The following is a 14,302-nucleotide window of genomic DNA, read 5'->3' as shown; positions in this document are numbered from 1 at the left end:
AATCATAAAAACAACACAGGTACCTTGCGATGCACAACCAGATTGCCAGCTTCCGGGCGGCGCTCGACGCCCGTCCGGTGTCCCGTTATCAGTGGTTGCTCTTGATCTTGCTCGCCTTGTTGCTGGTCACCGACGGCTACGACGCCCAGGTGCTCGGTTACGTCGTGCCCGCACTGGCTCAGGACTGGGGCCTGGAGAAAGCCGCGTTCGGGCCTGTTTTCAGCGCCAACCTGCTGGGCCTGACTATCGGTTCGCTTGCCGTTACCCCCCTGGCGGACCGTTTCGGTGTGCGGCGGATTCTGCTCGCCTGCGTGCTGATCTACGCCAGCCTGACAGTGCTGATGGTGTTCGCCGATTCCCTCAATACGCTGATGATCGCGCGCTTCATTTGCGGTGTCGGCATGGGCGGGGCGATGCCGAGTGCGATGGCGCTGATGTCGGAATACTCGCCACCACGCCTGCGTACGTTGATGGTGACGCTGGCCGCGTGCGGGTTCTCGTTCGGTGGTGCGGCGGGTGGTTTCGTCGCGGCGGGTTTCATTGACCAGTTTGGCTGGCAAGCGGTGTTCCTCGCCGGTGGCGTCACGCCATTGCTGCTGTTTCCGTTTCTCTGGTGGATGCTGCCGGAATCCCTGCCACGGCTGTTGCGCGACGCGCCGCCCTATACGCGCTTGCGCAACGTCACCGCACGGATGCTGCCGGACTGGCAGCCACCGCCTGCATCTGCCGCGCAGAACGAGCGCGAGCAGGGCAGCAAACTGACCATGGTCGAGTTGTTCCGCAACGGTTATGCACGGCCGACCTTACTGATCTGGGCGACGTTTTTCGTCAGCCTGATTCTGCTGTATTTCATGATCAGCTGGTTGCCGTCGCTGCTGCTCGAAAGTGGCCTGAAACTCAACGAGGCCAACCTGGTGACGTCGATGTTCCTCTTCGCCGGTACGCTGGGCGCCATCTGCATGGCCTGGTTCGCCGACCGCCTGAAACGCAAGGTGCGGTTGTTGTCCGGCGTGCTGGCCGGCGCGGCGCTGTGCACCATTCTGCTGGGCTTGAATCACGACAATCCGCGCTATCTGGTGGCCTGCGTGTTTGCCGCCGGGTTCTGCATCATTGGCGGGCAACTGACGCTGAACGCCTTCGCCAGTAATTTCTACCCGGCACAGGTGCGCGCCACGGGCACCGGCTGGGCGTTGGGCGTGGGGCGTTTCGGTTCGATTCTCGGGCCGCTGTTCGGCAGTCTGTTGTTGGCGATGCACATTCCGGTGGCGCAGATTTTCTTCTTTTGTGCGATACCGGCGGTGCTGGCGGCGTTGTTGATCATTCAGGTGCGATCACCCGCAGAAGCCGCACTGCCCCCTGTGGGAGCGAGCCTGCTCGCAAAGAACGATAACGCGATCTGACAGGACAAACGGAAGTGCCTGCTTTGCGAGCAGGCGCGCGCTCCGCAAAGGCGTTCAGTGCACCACGGAATTTGGCGGCAGGTGTCCGAGCCGCTCCGTCAGACGCAGGCGCTGGATCGGGTCGTCGCTCAGCAGCAGCGCGTGCTCCAGATCGAAACGCTCGGCATTCGGGCAGTCGAGTCGCTGATACAGACTGGCCCGGGCCAGATAATCGGCGGCTGCCGCATTCCCCAGTTCGAGTACGCGTTCGGCATCGACCAGCGCGGCGATGAAGTCATCGTGGGCCAGGTGTAACTGACGCAGGTTGCGCGACAGGCGCTGGAGCATTTGCACCGGTGTCGCCGTCAGCAAATGCTCGCCGTTGAGTTGCATGTTCGGCCCATACTGACGCTGTAGCAGCTCGCGACAGTCATTCGGATACAGACGTCGACCACCGCAGGGATCGAGCAAATGATCGGCGCCGGGCACGCGCAGCAGGAAATGCCCGGGAAAGTTGACGCCGACCAAGGGAATCTCCAGCCCGCGTGCCAGTTCCAGCGCAATCAGCGCCAGTGTCAGCGGCTGCCCGCGTCGGGTGTGCAGCACTTTGTGCAGCAGCGCCGCCTGGGGGCGCAACGGCAGGAAATCGTCCTGGGCAAACCCCAGTTCAATCATTCGCCGCAACAGGGGCTGGGCCAGTTCATTGACCGGCAGCATCGGTAGCCCGTAGCTGACCCGTTGTTGCAGCTCCTTGAAATCCTGCAGCAGCGCCTCGGGGTCGAGCTCTTTTTCGTGTTCGGCCGCGATCCACAGCGCGGCTTCGAACAGCGCGGGCGGTGAACGGTGCAGGCAGTCGAAAAAGCGTTGGCGCGGACTCATCGAAATCTCCGGGGCATGCCTCGTTTTAGCCCCGTCCGTGGCATTCGTCCAGTGCCGGGCCATGCCAGTCTCGGGTTATGCCGCAAAGCCGCGGTCTGCGCGGGTGCTTATTCCGGTGCGCTTCAGCAATTTTTGGGCGCGAGCCTATACTGGCGTTCTACAAGAAGTGATTCGGGAGCCCAACGATGTTTGCGCTCATGCAAAGCACTCGCCTGGAATCGCTGCACCTTAGCGTTGACCCGGTTACCGGGTTGAAGGCGGTCATTGCCATCCATAACAGTCGCCTCGGGCCAGCCTTGGGTGGATGCCGTTATCTTGCCTATCCCAATGATGAATCCGCGGTCGAAGATGCCATTCGCCTGGCTCAGGGCATGAGCTACAAGGCTGCGCTGGCGGGGCTGGCGCAGGGCGGCGGGGTGGCGGTCATCGTGCGCCCGGCCCATGTGGAAAACCGTGGCGCACTGTTCGAAGCCTTTGGGCGTTGCATCGAACAGCTTGATGGCCGCTACATTACGGCGATCGACAGCGGCACTTCGGTCGCCGACATGGATTGCATCGCCCAGCAGACTCAGCATGTCACCAGCACCACGTCGGCCGGTGACCCGGCGCCGCATGCGGCGATGGGCGTGTTTACCGGGATTCGGGCAACGGCGATGGCGCGCTTGGGCAGCGACAACCTCGAAGGTCTGCGCATCGCCATTCAGGGCCTGGGTAATGTCGGTTATGCACTGGCCGAACAACTGCACGCGGCCGGAGCAGAATTGCTGGTCAGCGACATCGACCATGGCAAGGTGCAACTGGCGATGGAGCAACTCAATGCGCATCCGATTGCCAACGATGCATTGCTCAGCACGCCGTGCGACATCCTTGCGCCGTGCGGTCTCGGCGGGGTGCTCAACAGTCACACGGTGACGCAATTGCGTTGCTCGGCGGTCGCGGGCTCCGCGAACAATCAACTGACGCACCTGGATGTCGCCGATCAGCTGGAGCGGCGCGGGATTCTGTATGCGCCGGATTATGTGATCAACGCCGGTGGCCTGATCTACGTCTCGCTCAAGCATCGCGGCGAAGAGCTGGGGACGATCACCGCGCACCTGTCGAAGATTTCCTCGCGACTGACCGAAGTGTTCGCCCATGCCCAGGCCGAGAAGCGCTCGCCGGCGCGGGTGGCCGATGAGTTGGCGGAGAAGGTTCTGTATCGCTGAAACGCAAAAGATCGCAGCCTTCGGCAGCGCCTGCATTGGAATACGTATTCCCTGCAGGCGCTGCCGAAGGCTGCGATCTTTTGATCAGGCGATGATTACTTGGCAGCTTTCGCCGCTTTTGCGGGTTTGGCCGGTGCTTCAGCAGACTCTGCCGTATCAGCCACTTCAGCCACTGGCTCAGCCGATGCATTGATGAGTTCCGACAACGCATCAGGCTGGCTCTTGAAGGCTTTGGCGAACACATCGCGGTTCTTCGCCATGTAGATCCCGACTTCTTCAACCTGTTGCTCGTTCAGCGACGGCACGGCTTTCTGCAACACTTCGGACAGCATCTCAGCCAGTTCGAGCATTTTGTCATGACGGTCAGCTTCGGCTTTATCCATGAACAAGCGCTCCAGATCTCGGCTGCTGCGGTATACCACTTCGACGGCCATTCACCACCTCACATGCCTTCACATTTAGTTGTCTTAGCGACTACTGTATTTATATACAGCGAAAGGATAAGCGAATCCCTGCGCTTTGGGTAGTGGCTTTTTAATGTAGACCGGATTCGGGGTTTGTCAGGGGATTACCGCGTGGTGGCCATTCGCGAGCAAGCTCGCTCCCACAGGCTTCGGTGCAGGCTGGCATGTGCGACCAAACGCCACGGCGCGGCTTTTGCGGGGGCTCGCCATGATGGCGTGGCCTCGTTTCTGCATGAAACAGAGCGCGTGCAGAAAAACCGTCACGTCCAACACGCATCATCCGCCCGAGTCGGGCTAAGGAACATCATCGTGAAAATCAACTGGGCCGAGAAACTGCGGCAAAACGTGCATCAACTGGCCGAGTCCCTGGGCAACCTGTTCGTCGAAACCTTCCACTACCTGGCGCTGTTCGCCATCGGTGCGGTGACGGCGTGGGCGGCAGTGATGGAGTTTCTCGGGATGCTCGAGGAAGGCCACATCAAGATTGATGACATTCTTTTGCTGTTCATCTATCTCGAACTGGGGGCGATGGTCGGGATTTATTTCAAGACCAACCACATGCCTGTGCGCTTCCTGATCTACGTGGCGATCACTGCGCTGACCCGTTTGCTGATCTCCAACGTCTCGCACCACAATCCGCCGGACATGGGCATCATCTACCTGTGCGGCGGCATTCTGCTGCTGGCGTTCTCGATTCTGGTGGTGCGTTACGCCTCGTCACAATTTCCTTCGGTGAAGATCGAGAAACCGCAGCGCAAGCTGGGCGCCGGTTCCGGTGAACACCCGGAGATCGAGAAAGGCGAACTCTAAAGGCCTGCCGACGGTCGAGACTGGCTGTCGATTTGCTGCGGTGGCGGCGGCAGCCCGTCGCCGCTGGTCATCGCTTCGAGGATCGCCATGGCGCTGTGGCCCTGTTCGATGGCGATGCCGAATTGAATACTTTGCACCAGCCGTCGCAAGCGTTGTGGATCATTGCGTTGTTCGCTGCTGATCATGCGTTTGGCCACGATGCGGCCGCTGTTCGACAGGGTCAGCATGATGCTGCCGTCCAGGCCCTGAATGCTCAGGTTGATCTGATAGTCCGGCGCGAAGGCATCGGTAATGATCTGAAAAGGATTGTCCATGATGCGTCACCGCCTGATTGAACGTGCAGTTGTTGACCGGCCGTGATCGGGTTGGTTCGCCATACCGGACCATCGGCCATTCCGTGGCCTGTGTGTTGCTTTGTGCAGGAGCTGCCGCAGGCTGCGATCTTTTGATCTGCGGTGTCTTGATGTCGGTCATGAAGATCAAAAGATCGCAGCCCGCGGCAGCTCCCACAGGGATGTAGCAAGGGCTGTGCCGGGAAAATTGTTGGACAATGGATACGGGATAAAAAAGGCGAGCACCTGGCTCGCCTTTGTCATTTATGGCCCGTTTCAGGGCATAACCGAGTAGATGATCGCCGACAGTGCAATCAGGCCGATCAGCACCACAAACACGTTCGAAACCTGTCCCGAATACTGGCGCAAGGCTGGCACACGGCGGATGGCGTACATCGGCATCAGGAACAGCAGGCAGGCAATCACCGGGCCGCCGAGGGTTTCGATCATCCCCAGAATGCTCGGGTTGAACGTGGCGACGGCCCAGCAGCTGAGGATCATGAACAGCGCGGTCGCCCGGCTCAGCCAGCTCGCCGACATCACCTTGCCACGGCTGCGCAGGCTTTTGACGATCATGCCTTGAAAGCCTTCGCTGGCGCCGATGTAGTGGCCGAGGAAGGATTTGGTGATCGCCACCAGCGCAATCAGCGGCGCGGCGTAAGCGATGACCGGAGTCTGGAAGTGGTTGGCCAGGTACGACAGGATCGAAATGTTCTGCGCCTTCGCCGCTGCCAGATCTGTCGGCGACAGCGCCAGCACGCAACTGAAGCAGAAGAACATTACCGTCACCACCATCATGCCGTGGGCCATGGCGAGGATGCCGCTGCTCTTGCGCTCGGCCTGTGCGCCGTAGCGCTGTTTCTGGTCGACCGCGAATGCCGAGATGATCGGCGAATGGTTGAACGAGAACACCATCACCGGGATCGCCAGCCACAAGGTCTTGAGGAACACCGACAGCGGCATCGCCTCTTGAGCGCTGGCGAAGAACGCGCCGTTCCAGTTGGGGATCAGGCTCAGGCCGAGCAGCAACAGGGCGGCAACGAACGGATAGACCAGCACGCTCATGGCTTTGACGATCACGTTCTGTCCGCAACGCACGATCGCCATCAGGCCGAGGATCAGCACCAGCGACAGAATGGCCCGGGGTGGTGGAGCGATGTGCAACTGGTGTTCGAGAAAACTGCTCAGGGTGTTGGTCAGCGCGACGCTGTACACCAGCAGTATCGGGAAGATCGCGAAGAAATACAGCAGCGTGATCAGCTTGCCGGCACCGATACCGAAGTGTTCTTCAACCACTTCGGTGATGTCCCCGGAGCGTCCGGACAACACGAAACGGGTCAAACCACGGTGGGCGAAAAACGTCATCGGGAAGGCCAGCACGGCCAGAATCAGCAGCGGCCAGAAACCACCGACACCGGCGTTGATCGGCAGGAACAAGGTGCCGGCACCAATCGCGGTGCCGTACAGGCCGAGCATCCAGGTGGTGTCGGATTTGCTCCAGCCCTTGTGGGCCGTTTCGGTGTTGTGTGTGCGATCTACAGCGGGATTTTCGGCAGCAGGTGTGCGTACATCGGTCATCGTTTTTGCCTCGTTATTATTTTTGCTCGGGCTCACGTTTGGCAGACCGTTGTGCGCGGTCTGCCGGGGCGGTCAGGGAATGCGCGTCAGCACTCCACCCAGCTCACGGCCAGGCCGCCCCGTGAAGTCTCTTTGTATTTGTCATGCATGTCGGCGCCGGTATCGCGCATGGTGCGGATCACCCGGTCGAGGGAGATGAAGTGTTTACCGTCGCCGCGCAGGGCCATTTGCGTGGCGTTGATCGCCTTCACCGCCGCGATGGCGTTGCGCTCGATGCACGGCACTTGCACCAGGCCGCCGACCGGGTCGCAGGTCAGGCCGAGGTTGTGTTCCAGGCCGATTTCGGCGGCGTTCTCCAGTTGCTCCGGGGTGGCGCCGAGCACATCGGCCAGGCCCGCTGCGGCCATGGCGCAGGCCGAACCGACTTCGCCCTGGCAACCGACTTCGGCGCCGGAGATCGAGGCATTTTTCTTACACAGAATGCCGACGGCGGCGGCACCGAGAAAGAACGCGACCACATCATCGTCAGACGCGTCCGGGTTGAATTTCGTGTAGTAGTGCAGAACTGCCGGAATGATCCCGGCTGCACCGTTGGTCGGCGCGGTGACCATACGCCCGCCGGCAGCGTTTTCTTCGTTGACGGCGAGGGCGAACAGGTTGACCCATTCCATTGCCGACAGCGTCGAACTGATCACATTCGGCTTGCCGATTTCCAGCAGGCTGCGGTGCAGTTTCGCCGCCCGGCGCGGCACGTTCAGGCCACCAGGCAGAATCCCTTCGTGGCGCAGGCCTTGTTCGACGCACTCGCGCATCACCGACCAGATGTGCAACAGGCCCTGGCGGATTTCGTCGTCGCTACGCCAGGCGCGTTCGTTGGCCATCATCAGCTCGGACACACGCAGGTTGTGCTGCCTGCACAGGCTCAGCAGTTCGGCGGCGCTGGAAAAATCGTACGGCAACACCACATCGCCAGCCGGCGCCACACCGGATTCCGCCTCTGCGGCCTCGATGATGAAACCGCCGCCGACCGAGTAGTAGGTTTGTGCGAACAACTCGGCGGTTTCGCCGAAGGCTGTCAGCGACATGGCGTTGGGGTGGTAGGGCAGGCTCTCGTCGAGCAGCAGGAGATCGGTCTGCCAGTTGAAGGCAATTTCTCTTTGCCCGGCGAGTGACAGGCGGCCTGTTTCGCGCAGTTGCTGGATACGTGGGTCGATGGTCGACGGATCGATACGGTCCGGCCATTCGCCCATCAGGCCCATGACCGTGGCGCGGTCGGTGGCGTGACCGACGCCGGTGGCCGACAACGAACCGTACAAACGGATTTCCACACGACGGACATCGTTCAACACACGCTGATCAATCAGCGCCTCGGCGAAGGTCGCAGCGGCGCGCATCGGGCCGACGGTGTGGGAGCTGGACGGGCCGATGCCGACTTTGAATAGATCGAAAACACTGATAGCCATGCTAAAGCCTTACAAGCAATGGAGTAGGAAATCGCTGCCATTTTTTGTAGGCCAAGCGCAATGTCGGCGATACTGCCTACCTCGGTACTACGTGACCAACGAAACTTCCTAAGAAAGCCTTTAGCAGGACTAAACGATGAGCCGTCAATTGCATGCCCAGACCTACGTCTGGCTGCAGGTGTTTTCCTGTGCCGCGCGGCACCTGTCGTTCACCCGCTGTGCAGAAGAGCTGCACATCACCCCGGGGGCGGTCAGCCAGCAGATCCGGCAACTGGAGGAGCGCCTCGGTTTTCGCCTGTTCCATCGTCGGGCGCGAGGTGTGGAGCTGAGCGCGGAAGGGCAGCGGCTGGCGATTACGGTCAATGAGGCCTACGGCAGCATCGATGCCGAACTGCGCCGACTGGATGCCGGAATGATCAGCGGGATTCTGCGGGTACGTTCGATTCCATCGTTCCTCAGCAAATGGCTGACCCCGCGTCTGCCGCGCCTGCAGCAGCGCTATCCCGACATCCAATTACGCCTGGTGGCCGAGGACAGCAGCGTGCCGTTGCACGAGGGCGACTTTGATCTGGCGATTGACCTGAACGACGGCAGCTACCCGGGGCTGTTATCCACAGCCTTGCTCGATGAGCAGATTTTCCCCGTGTGTGCGCCGAGTCTGCTGCGTGGACGCCCGCCGCTGCATGGGCCGGCGGATCTGGTGCATTTCCCGCTGCTGCACGACATCACGGCCTGGCGCGGCAGTTACGAATATGCGGAATGGGAGTTTTATCTGAACGCGATCGGCTTCGAGGGCGCCGATGTCCGGCGCGGCCATACCTTCAATCGCAATCACTTGACGATCGAAGCCGCGATCGCCGGCATGGGCGTGGCGATTGCCCGGCGCACACTGCTCAATGATGAGCTGGAACGCGGCACCTTGATCGTGCCGTTCGGGCTGTCGGTGCCAAATCACAAACGCTACGTGTTGCTCTACGCGCCGGGGGCGCTGAGCCATCCGGGCGTGCGTGCGGTGCATGACTGGCTGGTGGAAGAGGCGGGGATTTTCCGCAGTTTGCACCCGTTGAACGACGGGCAATTGTGAGCAGATTTTGCAGGGTTGCGAGGCGACCCAACTCCCGACCTTACCAGTGACTTGCTCGGTTGTCCGGCTTTTTTTGCGAATGAATATTTATCTTTTTCCAGGGGTTGAAATGTTCGTCAGTCGGGCCGATTGTTGTAATCAAGAGGTCACGAAATCCTGTTCAAGGCCTCTTGCGAGCTAGCTGAAATAAGGGATGAACTATGCAAATCCAAGTCAACAGCGATAACCATATTCAAAGTAGTCAACGACTGGAGGAGTGGGTACGTACAACCATTGAGAGCACGCTCGAACGTTATGAAGAAGACCTGACCCGCGTCGAAGTCCATCTGGCCGACGAGAACGGTGACAAACCAGGTCCCCATGACATGCGCTGCCAGCTGGAAGCGCGGCCAAAAGGCCATCAACCGATCTCCGTCACTCATAAAGCCGATTCGCTGGAACAGGCGATCGACGGTGCAGCCGAAAAACTGGAACACGCGCTGGAGCACTTGTTTGGCAAACTGCGAGGCAAACCCCGCGCCGCCATCGTGCCCTTCACCGCCAAGGCCAACGACAAGCTGTTGGCAGAAGAGTTTGACGAGAATGAACAGGCAGCGATCAACAGTTGATGCGCTGATTTCATAAGCCACCGAATGAGAACGGGCCTGCGAATGCAGGCCCGTTTTTGTTTGTGTCGCTGTCAGAACGCTACAGAAGTCTGCACATACACCGTGCGCGGCTCACCCACGTACTTGCCCTTGTTGTTGTCATCGAACGAACGCGTGAAGTACTGGGTGTTGAAGATGTTCTTCACTCCCACCGCCACATTCAGGTCCGACAGTTGCGGGCCGAAGTCATAACCCGCACGGCTGCTGAACAGCATGTAGCCCGGGATCTTGCCGGTGCTGCCATCGGCGCTTTCTTTTGAGGTGTTGGCATTGTCGGCGAACTGGTCGCTCTGGAAGCTGCTATCGAAGTTGAGTTTCCACGGTCCCTCGGTGTAACCGACGCCGATCGTGCCTTTGTGTTTCGAGGAGAACGGCACGCGATTGCCCTTGTTCGGCCCGTCTTCGCGAATGGTCGCGTCGACGTAGGCGTAAGTGGCGTACACATCGAAACCGGCCAGTGCCGGGCTCACGTCATCCAGCGCGTAATTGACGCTGGTCTCGATGCCTTGATGGCGTGTTTCGCCACGGGCAATCACCGAATCGTTGGTCTGGTTGCTTTCATACTGGTTGTCGAAGTTGATCAAAAACGCGCCGATTTCCGCACGCAGTGCGCCGTTGTCGTAACGGGTGCCGAGTTCCCAGGTGCGGGCCTTTTCCGGCTTCACTTCGCCGCTGCTCACGCGGTTGGGCATCTGGCTGTACTGCACGCTGCCGAACGAACCTTCGGTGTTGGCGTACAGGTTCCAGCTGTCGGTCAGGTGATACAGCACGTTCAGCGCCGGCAGCGCGGTGTTGTAATCGCCCTGGTATTTGGCGTTGGTCAGGTTGTTGGTCTGCTGCGACTCGATCATCTCGTAGCGCACGCCCGGGGTGATGGTCCATTTGCCGATGTCGATGCGGTCGTCGACGAAGAACGCATTGGCCTCGGTACCGCCCCGAGTGTCGCGGTCGTTGCGGCTGTTGCTGGTCGGGTACTGGTTGCTGCTGATCGGCGTGCGATAGCGCAACTCATGGCCGGCCTCGTTGATGTAGCGGTAGCCAACGCCGACTTCATGGCTGCTCGGGCCGAGGTCGAAGCCCTGGGCGAAACGGGTTTCGAAACCGCGCACCCAATACTCACGTGGCGACAGCGAGAGGAAGCTGCCCTGATCGAGATAACCGCTGCGCAGGGTCTTGGTGAAGAAGGTGTTGGCGGTGAATTCGCGTCGATCTTCCTGATAGCGATAGCCGAAGTTGAACATCGTCCGCCGGCCCCAGAACTGGTCTTTCAGCCGCGTCGACTGATACGGATCGGCGTCGTAATCGGCGACGCTCAAACCACCCGGCATGTCCGCCTTGCCTTCGTAATACTGGGCCATGGCGTTGAAACTGTTGGCCTCATCGAGCTGGTATTTGCCCTTGAGAATCAGGTCGTCGATCTCGGTGTCGCTGTGTTCACGCCAGTCGCCGCCGCGGGTGCCGGAGTACAGCAAAGCGCCACCCAGACCATTGGCGTTGGTGCCGCCGGCCAGCAGATTGGCGCTGGTCTTGAAGCCGTCATGGCTCGACGACGGGCTGGTTTCGGTCTGGAAACCGCCCTTGACCGTCGGCTCATCAGGAATGGCACGAGTCACAAAGTTGACCACGCCGCCGACGTTCTGTGGGCCGTAACGCACCGCGCCACCACCCCGTACCACGTCCACCGCATCCATGTTGCCCATGCTGATCGGCGCGAAGGACAACTGCGGTTGACCATACGGTGCGAAGGGCACGGGAATGCCGTCCATCAACACGGTCGAGCGCGCGGCCAGTCGTGGGTTCAAGCCGCGAATGCCGAAGTTCAGCGCCATGTCGTGGCTGCCGGTGCCGTTGTTTTCCGGGGCGTTGACCCCGGGAATGCGGTTGAGCACGTCCCGCGCCTGCGTCGCGCCCTGGCGTTCGAAGTCTTCGCGGCGGATCACGTCGCGGGCGCCCGGATGCTCGAAGACGTTGACCTGCGCCGCATCGCCCAGCCAGTCACCGACGACTTTCGACGTGTCCAGCTCAATAGCACCGGTGGTCACCGGTTGCAGGCTGAAGGCATTGTTGCCCTCGGCGCGGGCTTGCAGGCCGGTGCCTTCGAGCAGTGCATCAAGACCTTGCGCGGCGGTGTAACTGCCCTCCAGGCCACGGCTTGGCACACCGCTGGTGACTTGCGAACCGAAAGAAATCAGCACGCCGGCTTCACGGCCAAACTGGTTGAGGGCGTTTTCCAGCGACGCCGGGGCGATGTGGTAAACCCTGGTTTCGGCTGCCAGGGCGGGCAGGGCGCTAAAGCTCAGGCTGGCGCCGAGGACAAGGTTGCGCAGGCTGCGGGCCAGGGGTGTGAGGCGGGTGGGGTGCATGACGGATGATCCTGAGAAGGTTGAATCAAGGGGCTTTCCTTCTCTGTCACGTCAGATCTGAAAAACGGCTCATGGTTTACAAACATTTTTTCGACTGTTTTTGTGGCGAGGGAGCTTTTCAGGCTTTGGCTTCTACGGTTACCCAATACCGGGTAAAGCGCCTGACTTTCACCGGCAAACTGATTTCCAGCACATCCAGAATCCGTTCGCTGTCATCCAGGGGATAAGTCCCGGAAATCAGCAGGTCGGCAACTGTCGCCGCGCAGTTCAGCTGCCCGCGACGGTAGCGGCTCAGTTCATCGAGGAAGTCGCCCAGGCGCATATGCGCCGCGACCAACATACCGTCGGTCCAGGCGCCGCTGTTGGCGTCCAGTGGTGTGGCCTCGCTGACCGCAGTCGCGCTGAAACTCAGTTGCCGGGCCACCGGCAACAACATTGGCGCACGATCGTTGCTGGTCAGTTCGACCCGGCCTTCAAACAATGCCACCTGGGTGCGATCGGCAAACTGGCGCACGTTGAGTCGAGCGCCGTGGGTCTTCAGGACGCCCTGCGCGGTACGCACTTCGAATGCCTGCATGGCGCTCAGCAGCATTTCCCCTTCGAGCAGACGGATCAATCGCTGCGAACCGTCGACATCGGCAGCACTGGCGGTGTTGAGTTGCAGTTGATCCCCCGTGCCCAGGGAAATCTTGCGCCGCTGCCCCACCGGGCTGCGGTAGTCGGCGAGCAGCGCCGGCAGCGGCGTGTGCTCGCGCATCCCCCAGGTGAGTGCCGATCCGGCGCCGAGCAGCACCAGCAGTTTCAGCGCCTGACGACGGCCGGCGGATGGCGGCGCATTCAATGCCGCGTGGGCCAGCGGCGAAGACACCCCGCGCAAGCGCTGGTTGACCCGCTGGATGTGTTCCCATGCGCGGCGGTGTTCGCTGTGTGCATCCAGCCATTGTTGCAGCGCCTGCTGCTGGCGCGGGGTAAAGGTGCCTTGCTGCATTTCCAGCAGCCAGTGCACGGCCTGCTCGGCCACCTGCGAAGAGAAATCCGGGACGCGATTCACAGGGCGAAATAGCAGCGCATTGCCGCTTTGTTCAGATGGCGTTTGACCGTGGCCACGGAAATCCCCAATTCGCCAGCGATCTGTGGATACGTCAGGCCATCGACCTGCGCCAGCAGGAAGGCGCGTTTGACCGGGCGCGGCAAACCGTCGAGCAACTGATCCAGCTCCATCAGGGTTTGCAGGATGATCGCTTTGTCTTCTTCCGACGGCGCGAGCATTTCCGGCATCTGCGCCAGCGTGTCGAGGTAGGCACGCTCGAGGTCCTGACGACGGTAATGATTGAACAGGACTCGCTTGGCCAGCGTGGTGAGAAAGGCCCTTGGCTCGATGATCAACGGCGGTTCGCGGGCGCTGAGCAGCTTGATGAAAGTATCTTGTGCCAGGTCCGCCGCGCTGTCCGGGCAGCCGAGTTTGCGCCGCAGCCAGCCGGTCAGCCAAGGGTGGTGGGCCTGATAAAGCGATTCGACAGGATGGGCGGACGACAACGGTATGACTCCGGGCGCCTGGGGGACGCGGTAAAGAGCATGCGTTAGAGAACAAGAACTGTTCGCATTGTAGGGGTTCAAGCTGTCGGCCGGCAATCAGATGCTTTTGCGTATGAGAATATTTATCATTAATATTGCTCGCCTGTAGGTTCGGTCGATCGGTCGGACGTTTTTCGTTTCAGGGTCGAAACATGAAAGGCAAACTCGCCGCACTCCCATTGTCCTATCGTCTGGCTATCACCTCGCGAGTGTTGGCCGCGGTGTTTGGCGGCTATCTGGTGGCGGCACTGGCCAGTGTCACCCTGACCCTCTGGCTGCCGTTGAGCCGTGCCGAAGCGGTGGTGACCGGCATGACCGTTTCCTTCCTGGTCTATCTGGTTGCCGTGCTCTGGTGCTTTGCCTGCCGCACGGCGTGGTCGGCGTGGGTCGGCTTGCTGGTGCCGAGCGTGATGCTCGCGACCATCTCCGGCGCGGCGCGCGGCTTGGGTTACGCATGAAAGAGGGCTTGCACCCGTTGATGGCCTGGCTGCCCAGCAGGATCTGGCTGAGCCTGTTGGCCAGC

General features: G+C 60.7%; 13 protein-coding genes and 1 pseudogene. 6 read left to right on the top strand and 8 right to left on the bottom strand.

All coding sequences use genetic code 11. The features are described from left to right. The first annotated feature begins 29 nt into the window (after window positions 1-29). Window positions 30-1,400 carry an MFS transporter gene (locus PseuLF5_RS24925; RefSeq protein ID WP_123464763.1) on the top strand — a complete coding sequence of 457 codons (1,371 nt, stop codon included), beginning with the start codon at window positions 30-32 and terminating at the stop codon, window positions 1,398-1,400. Between the two features lie 54 nt (window positions 1,401-1,454). Here the strand turns inward: PseuLF5_RS24925 and PseuLF5_RS24920 are convergent, their stop codons facing one another. Beyond that, window positions 1,455-2,258, bottom strand: a complete 804-nt coding sequence (locus tag PseuLF5_RS24920) for a SirB1 family protein (RefSeq protein ID WP_123464765.1) — start codon at window positions 2,256-2,258, stop codon at window positions 1,455-1,457. Window positions 2,259-2,443: 185 nt separating this feature from the next. Between PseuLF5_RS24920 and PseuLF5_RS24915 the strand changes: the two genes are divergently transcribed. Continuing rightward, entirely contained in the window at window positions 2,444-3,463 is a 1,020-nt protein-coding gene (locus PseuLF5_RS24915; protein WP_123464767.1) for a Glu/Leu/Phe/Val dehydrogenase family protein, read from the top strand. Window positions 3,464-3,642: 179 nt separating this feature from the next. Here PseuLF5_RS24915 and PseuLF5_RS24910 read toward each other — a convergent pair. Then, window positions 3,643-3,897: pseudogene (locus tag PseuLF5_RS24910) on the bottom strand (YebG family protein); the annotation flags it as partial. Between the two features lie 339 nt (window positions 3,898-4,236). Between PseuLF5_RS24910 and PseuLF5_RS24905 the strand changes: the two are divergent. After that, the gene (locus PseuLF5_RS24905) at window positions 4,237-4,737 is read left to right on the top strand and encodes a phosphate-starvation-inducible protein PsiE (RefSeq protein WP_003221775.1); all 501 of its coding nucleotides are present in this window, start codon (window positions 4,237-4,239) and stop codon (window positions 4,735-4,737) included. On the opposite strand, the gene PseuLF5_RS24900 is transcribed toward PseuLF5_RS24905, so the two are convergent. The 3 genes from PseuLF5_RS24900 to PseuLF5_RS24890 all read right to left on the bottom strand — a co-directional run bounded on the left by PseuLF5_RS24900 (window position 4,734) and on the right by PseuLF5_RS24890 (window position 8,110). Beyond that, a complete protein-coding gene (locus tag PseuLF5_RS24900; RefSeq protein ID WP_123464779.1) occupies window positions 4,734-5,051 on the bottom strand; it encodes a DUF3509 domain-containing protein in 318 nt (105 codons plus the stop codon). The two genes, PseuLF5_RS24905 and PseuLF5_RS24900, sit on opposite strands and share 4 nt — an antisense overlap. A gap of 294 nt (window positions 5,052-5,345) precedes the next feature. Further along, window positions 5,346-6,647 (bottom strand): serine/threonine transporter, encoded by a 1,302-nt coding sequence (locus PseuLF5_RS24895; RefSeq protein ID WP_340134914.1) that lies wholly within the window; start codon window positions 6,645-6,647, stop codon window positions 5,346-5,348. Window positions 6,648-6,733: 86 nt separating this feature from the next. Further along, on the bottom strand, window positions 6,734-8,110 hold the full coding sequence (locus tag PseuLF5_RS24890) for an L-serine ammonia-lyase (protein WP_340134913.1): 1,377 nt from the start codon (window positions 8,108-8,110) through the stop codon (window positions 6,734-6,736). Window positions 8,111-8,246: 136 nt separating this feature from the next. Here PseuLF5_RS24890 and PseuLF5_RS24885 point away from each other — a divergent pair, with 136 nt between their 5' ends. Then, window positions 8,247-9,194 carry a LysR substrate-binding domain-containing protein gene (locus tag PseuLF5_RS24885; protein WP_007914183.1) on the top strand — a complete coding sequence of 316 codons (948 nt, stop codon included), beginning with the start codon at window positions 8,247-8,249 and terminating at the stop codon, window positions 9,192-9,194. A 200-nt stretch (window positions 9,195-9,394) separates the two neighbouring features. Continuing rightward, window positions 9,395-9,802 (top strand): HPF/RaiA family ribosome-associated protein, encoded by a 408-nt coding sequence (locus PseuLF5_RS24880; protein WP_123464785.1) that lies wholly within the window; start codon window positions 9,395-9,397, stop codon window positions 9,800-9,802. A 71-nt stretch (window positions 9,803-9,873) separates the two neighbouring features. Here the strand turns inward: PseuLF5_RS24880 and fecA are convergent, their stop codons facing one another. The 3 genes from fecA to PseuLF5_RS24865 form a co-directional block, all read right to left on the bottom strand. After that, a complete protein-coding gene (gene fecA, locus PseuLF5_RS24875; RefSeq protein WP_340134912.1) occupies window positions 9,874-12,204 on the bottom strand; it encodes a TonB-dependent Fe(3+) dicitrate receptor FecA in 2,331 nt (776 codons plus the stop codon). A gap of 118 nt (window positions 12,205-12,322) precedes the next feature. Next, on the bottom strand, window positions 12,323-13,255 hold the full coding sequence (locus PseuLF5_RS24870) for a DUF4880 domain-containing protein (protein WP_340134911.1): 933 nt from the start codon (window positions 13,253-13,255) through the stop codon (window positions 12,323-12,325). Then, window positions 13,252-13,740 carry a sigma-70 family RNA polymerase sigma factor gene (locus PseuLF5_RS24865; RefSeq protein ID WP_123464791.1) on the bottom strand — a complete coding sequence of 163 codons (489 nt, stop codon included), beginning with the start codon at window positions 13,738-13,740 and terminating at the stop codon, window positions 13,252-13,254. The genes PseuLF5_RS24870 and PseuLF5_RS24865 overlap by 4 nt, the downstream gene beginning before the upstream one ends. 191 nt (window positions 13,741-13,931) lie before the next feature. Between PseuLF5_RS24865 and PseuLF5_RS24860 the strand changes: the two genes are divergently transcribed. Then, complete coding sequence (locus tag PseuLF5_RS24860) at window positions 13,932-14,237, top strand: DUF3649 domain-containing protein (protein ID WP_340134910.1); 306 nt, start codon at window positions 13,932-13,934, stop codon at window positions 14,235-14,237. The last annotated feature ends 65 nt before the right edge of the window (window positions 14,238-14,302 follow it).

Source organism: Pseudomonas sp. LF-5 (assembly GCF_037626295.1).
GTDB lineage: Bacteria > Pseudomonadota > Gammaproteobacteria > Pseudomonadales > Pseudomonadaceae > Aquipseudomonas > Aquipseudomonas monsensis.
This window is presented reverse-complemented; position numbering and strand designations above follow the sequence as displayed.

Bases quoted from the DNA above. Each gene is read 5' to 3' on its own strand.
- PseuLF5_RS24925 (WP_123464763.1), top strand. From the start codon at position 30: ATGCACAACCAGATTGCCAGCTTCCGGGCGGCGCTCGACGCCCGTCCG.
- PseuLF5_RS24920 (WP_123464765.1), bottom strand. From the start codon at position 2,258: ATGAGTCCGCGCCAACGCTTTTTCGACTGCCTGCACCGTTCACCGCCC.
- PseuLF5_RS24915 (WP_123464767.1), top strand. From the start codon at position 2,444: ATGTTTGCGCTCATGCAAAGCACTCGCCTGGAATCGCTGCACCTTAGC.
- PseuLF5_RS24900 (WP_123464779.1), bottom strand. From the start codon at position 5,051: ATGGACAATCCTTTTCAGATCATTACCGATGCCTTCGCGCCGGACTAT.
- PseuLF5_RS24895 (WP_340134914.1), bottom strand. From the start codon at position 6,647: ATGACCGATGTACGCACACCTGCTGCCGAAAATCCCGCTGTAGATCGC.
- PseuLF5_RS24890 (WP_340134913.1), bottom strand. From the start codon at position 8,110: ATGGCTATCAGTGTTTTCGATCTATTCAAAGTCGGCATCGGCCCGTCC.
- PseuLF5_RS24885 (WP_007914183.1), top strand. From the start codon at position 8,247: ATGAGCCGTCAATTGCATGCCCAGACCTACGTCTGGCTGCAGGTGTTT.
- PseuLF5_RS24880 (WP_123464785.1), top strand. From the start codon at position 9,395: ATGCAAATCCAAGTCAACAGCGATAACCATATTCAAAGTAGTCAACGA.
- fecA (WP_340134912.1), bottom strand. From the start codon at position 12,204: ATGCACCCCACCCGCCTCACACCCCTGGCCCGCAGCCTGCGCAACCTT.
- PseuLF5_RS24860 (WP_340134910.1), top strand. From the start codon at position 13,932: ATGAAAGGCAAACTCGCCGCACTCCCATTGTCCTATCGTCTGGCTATC.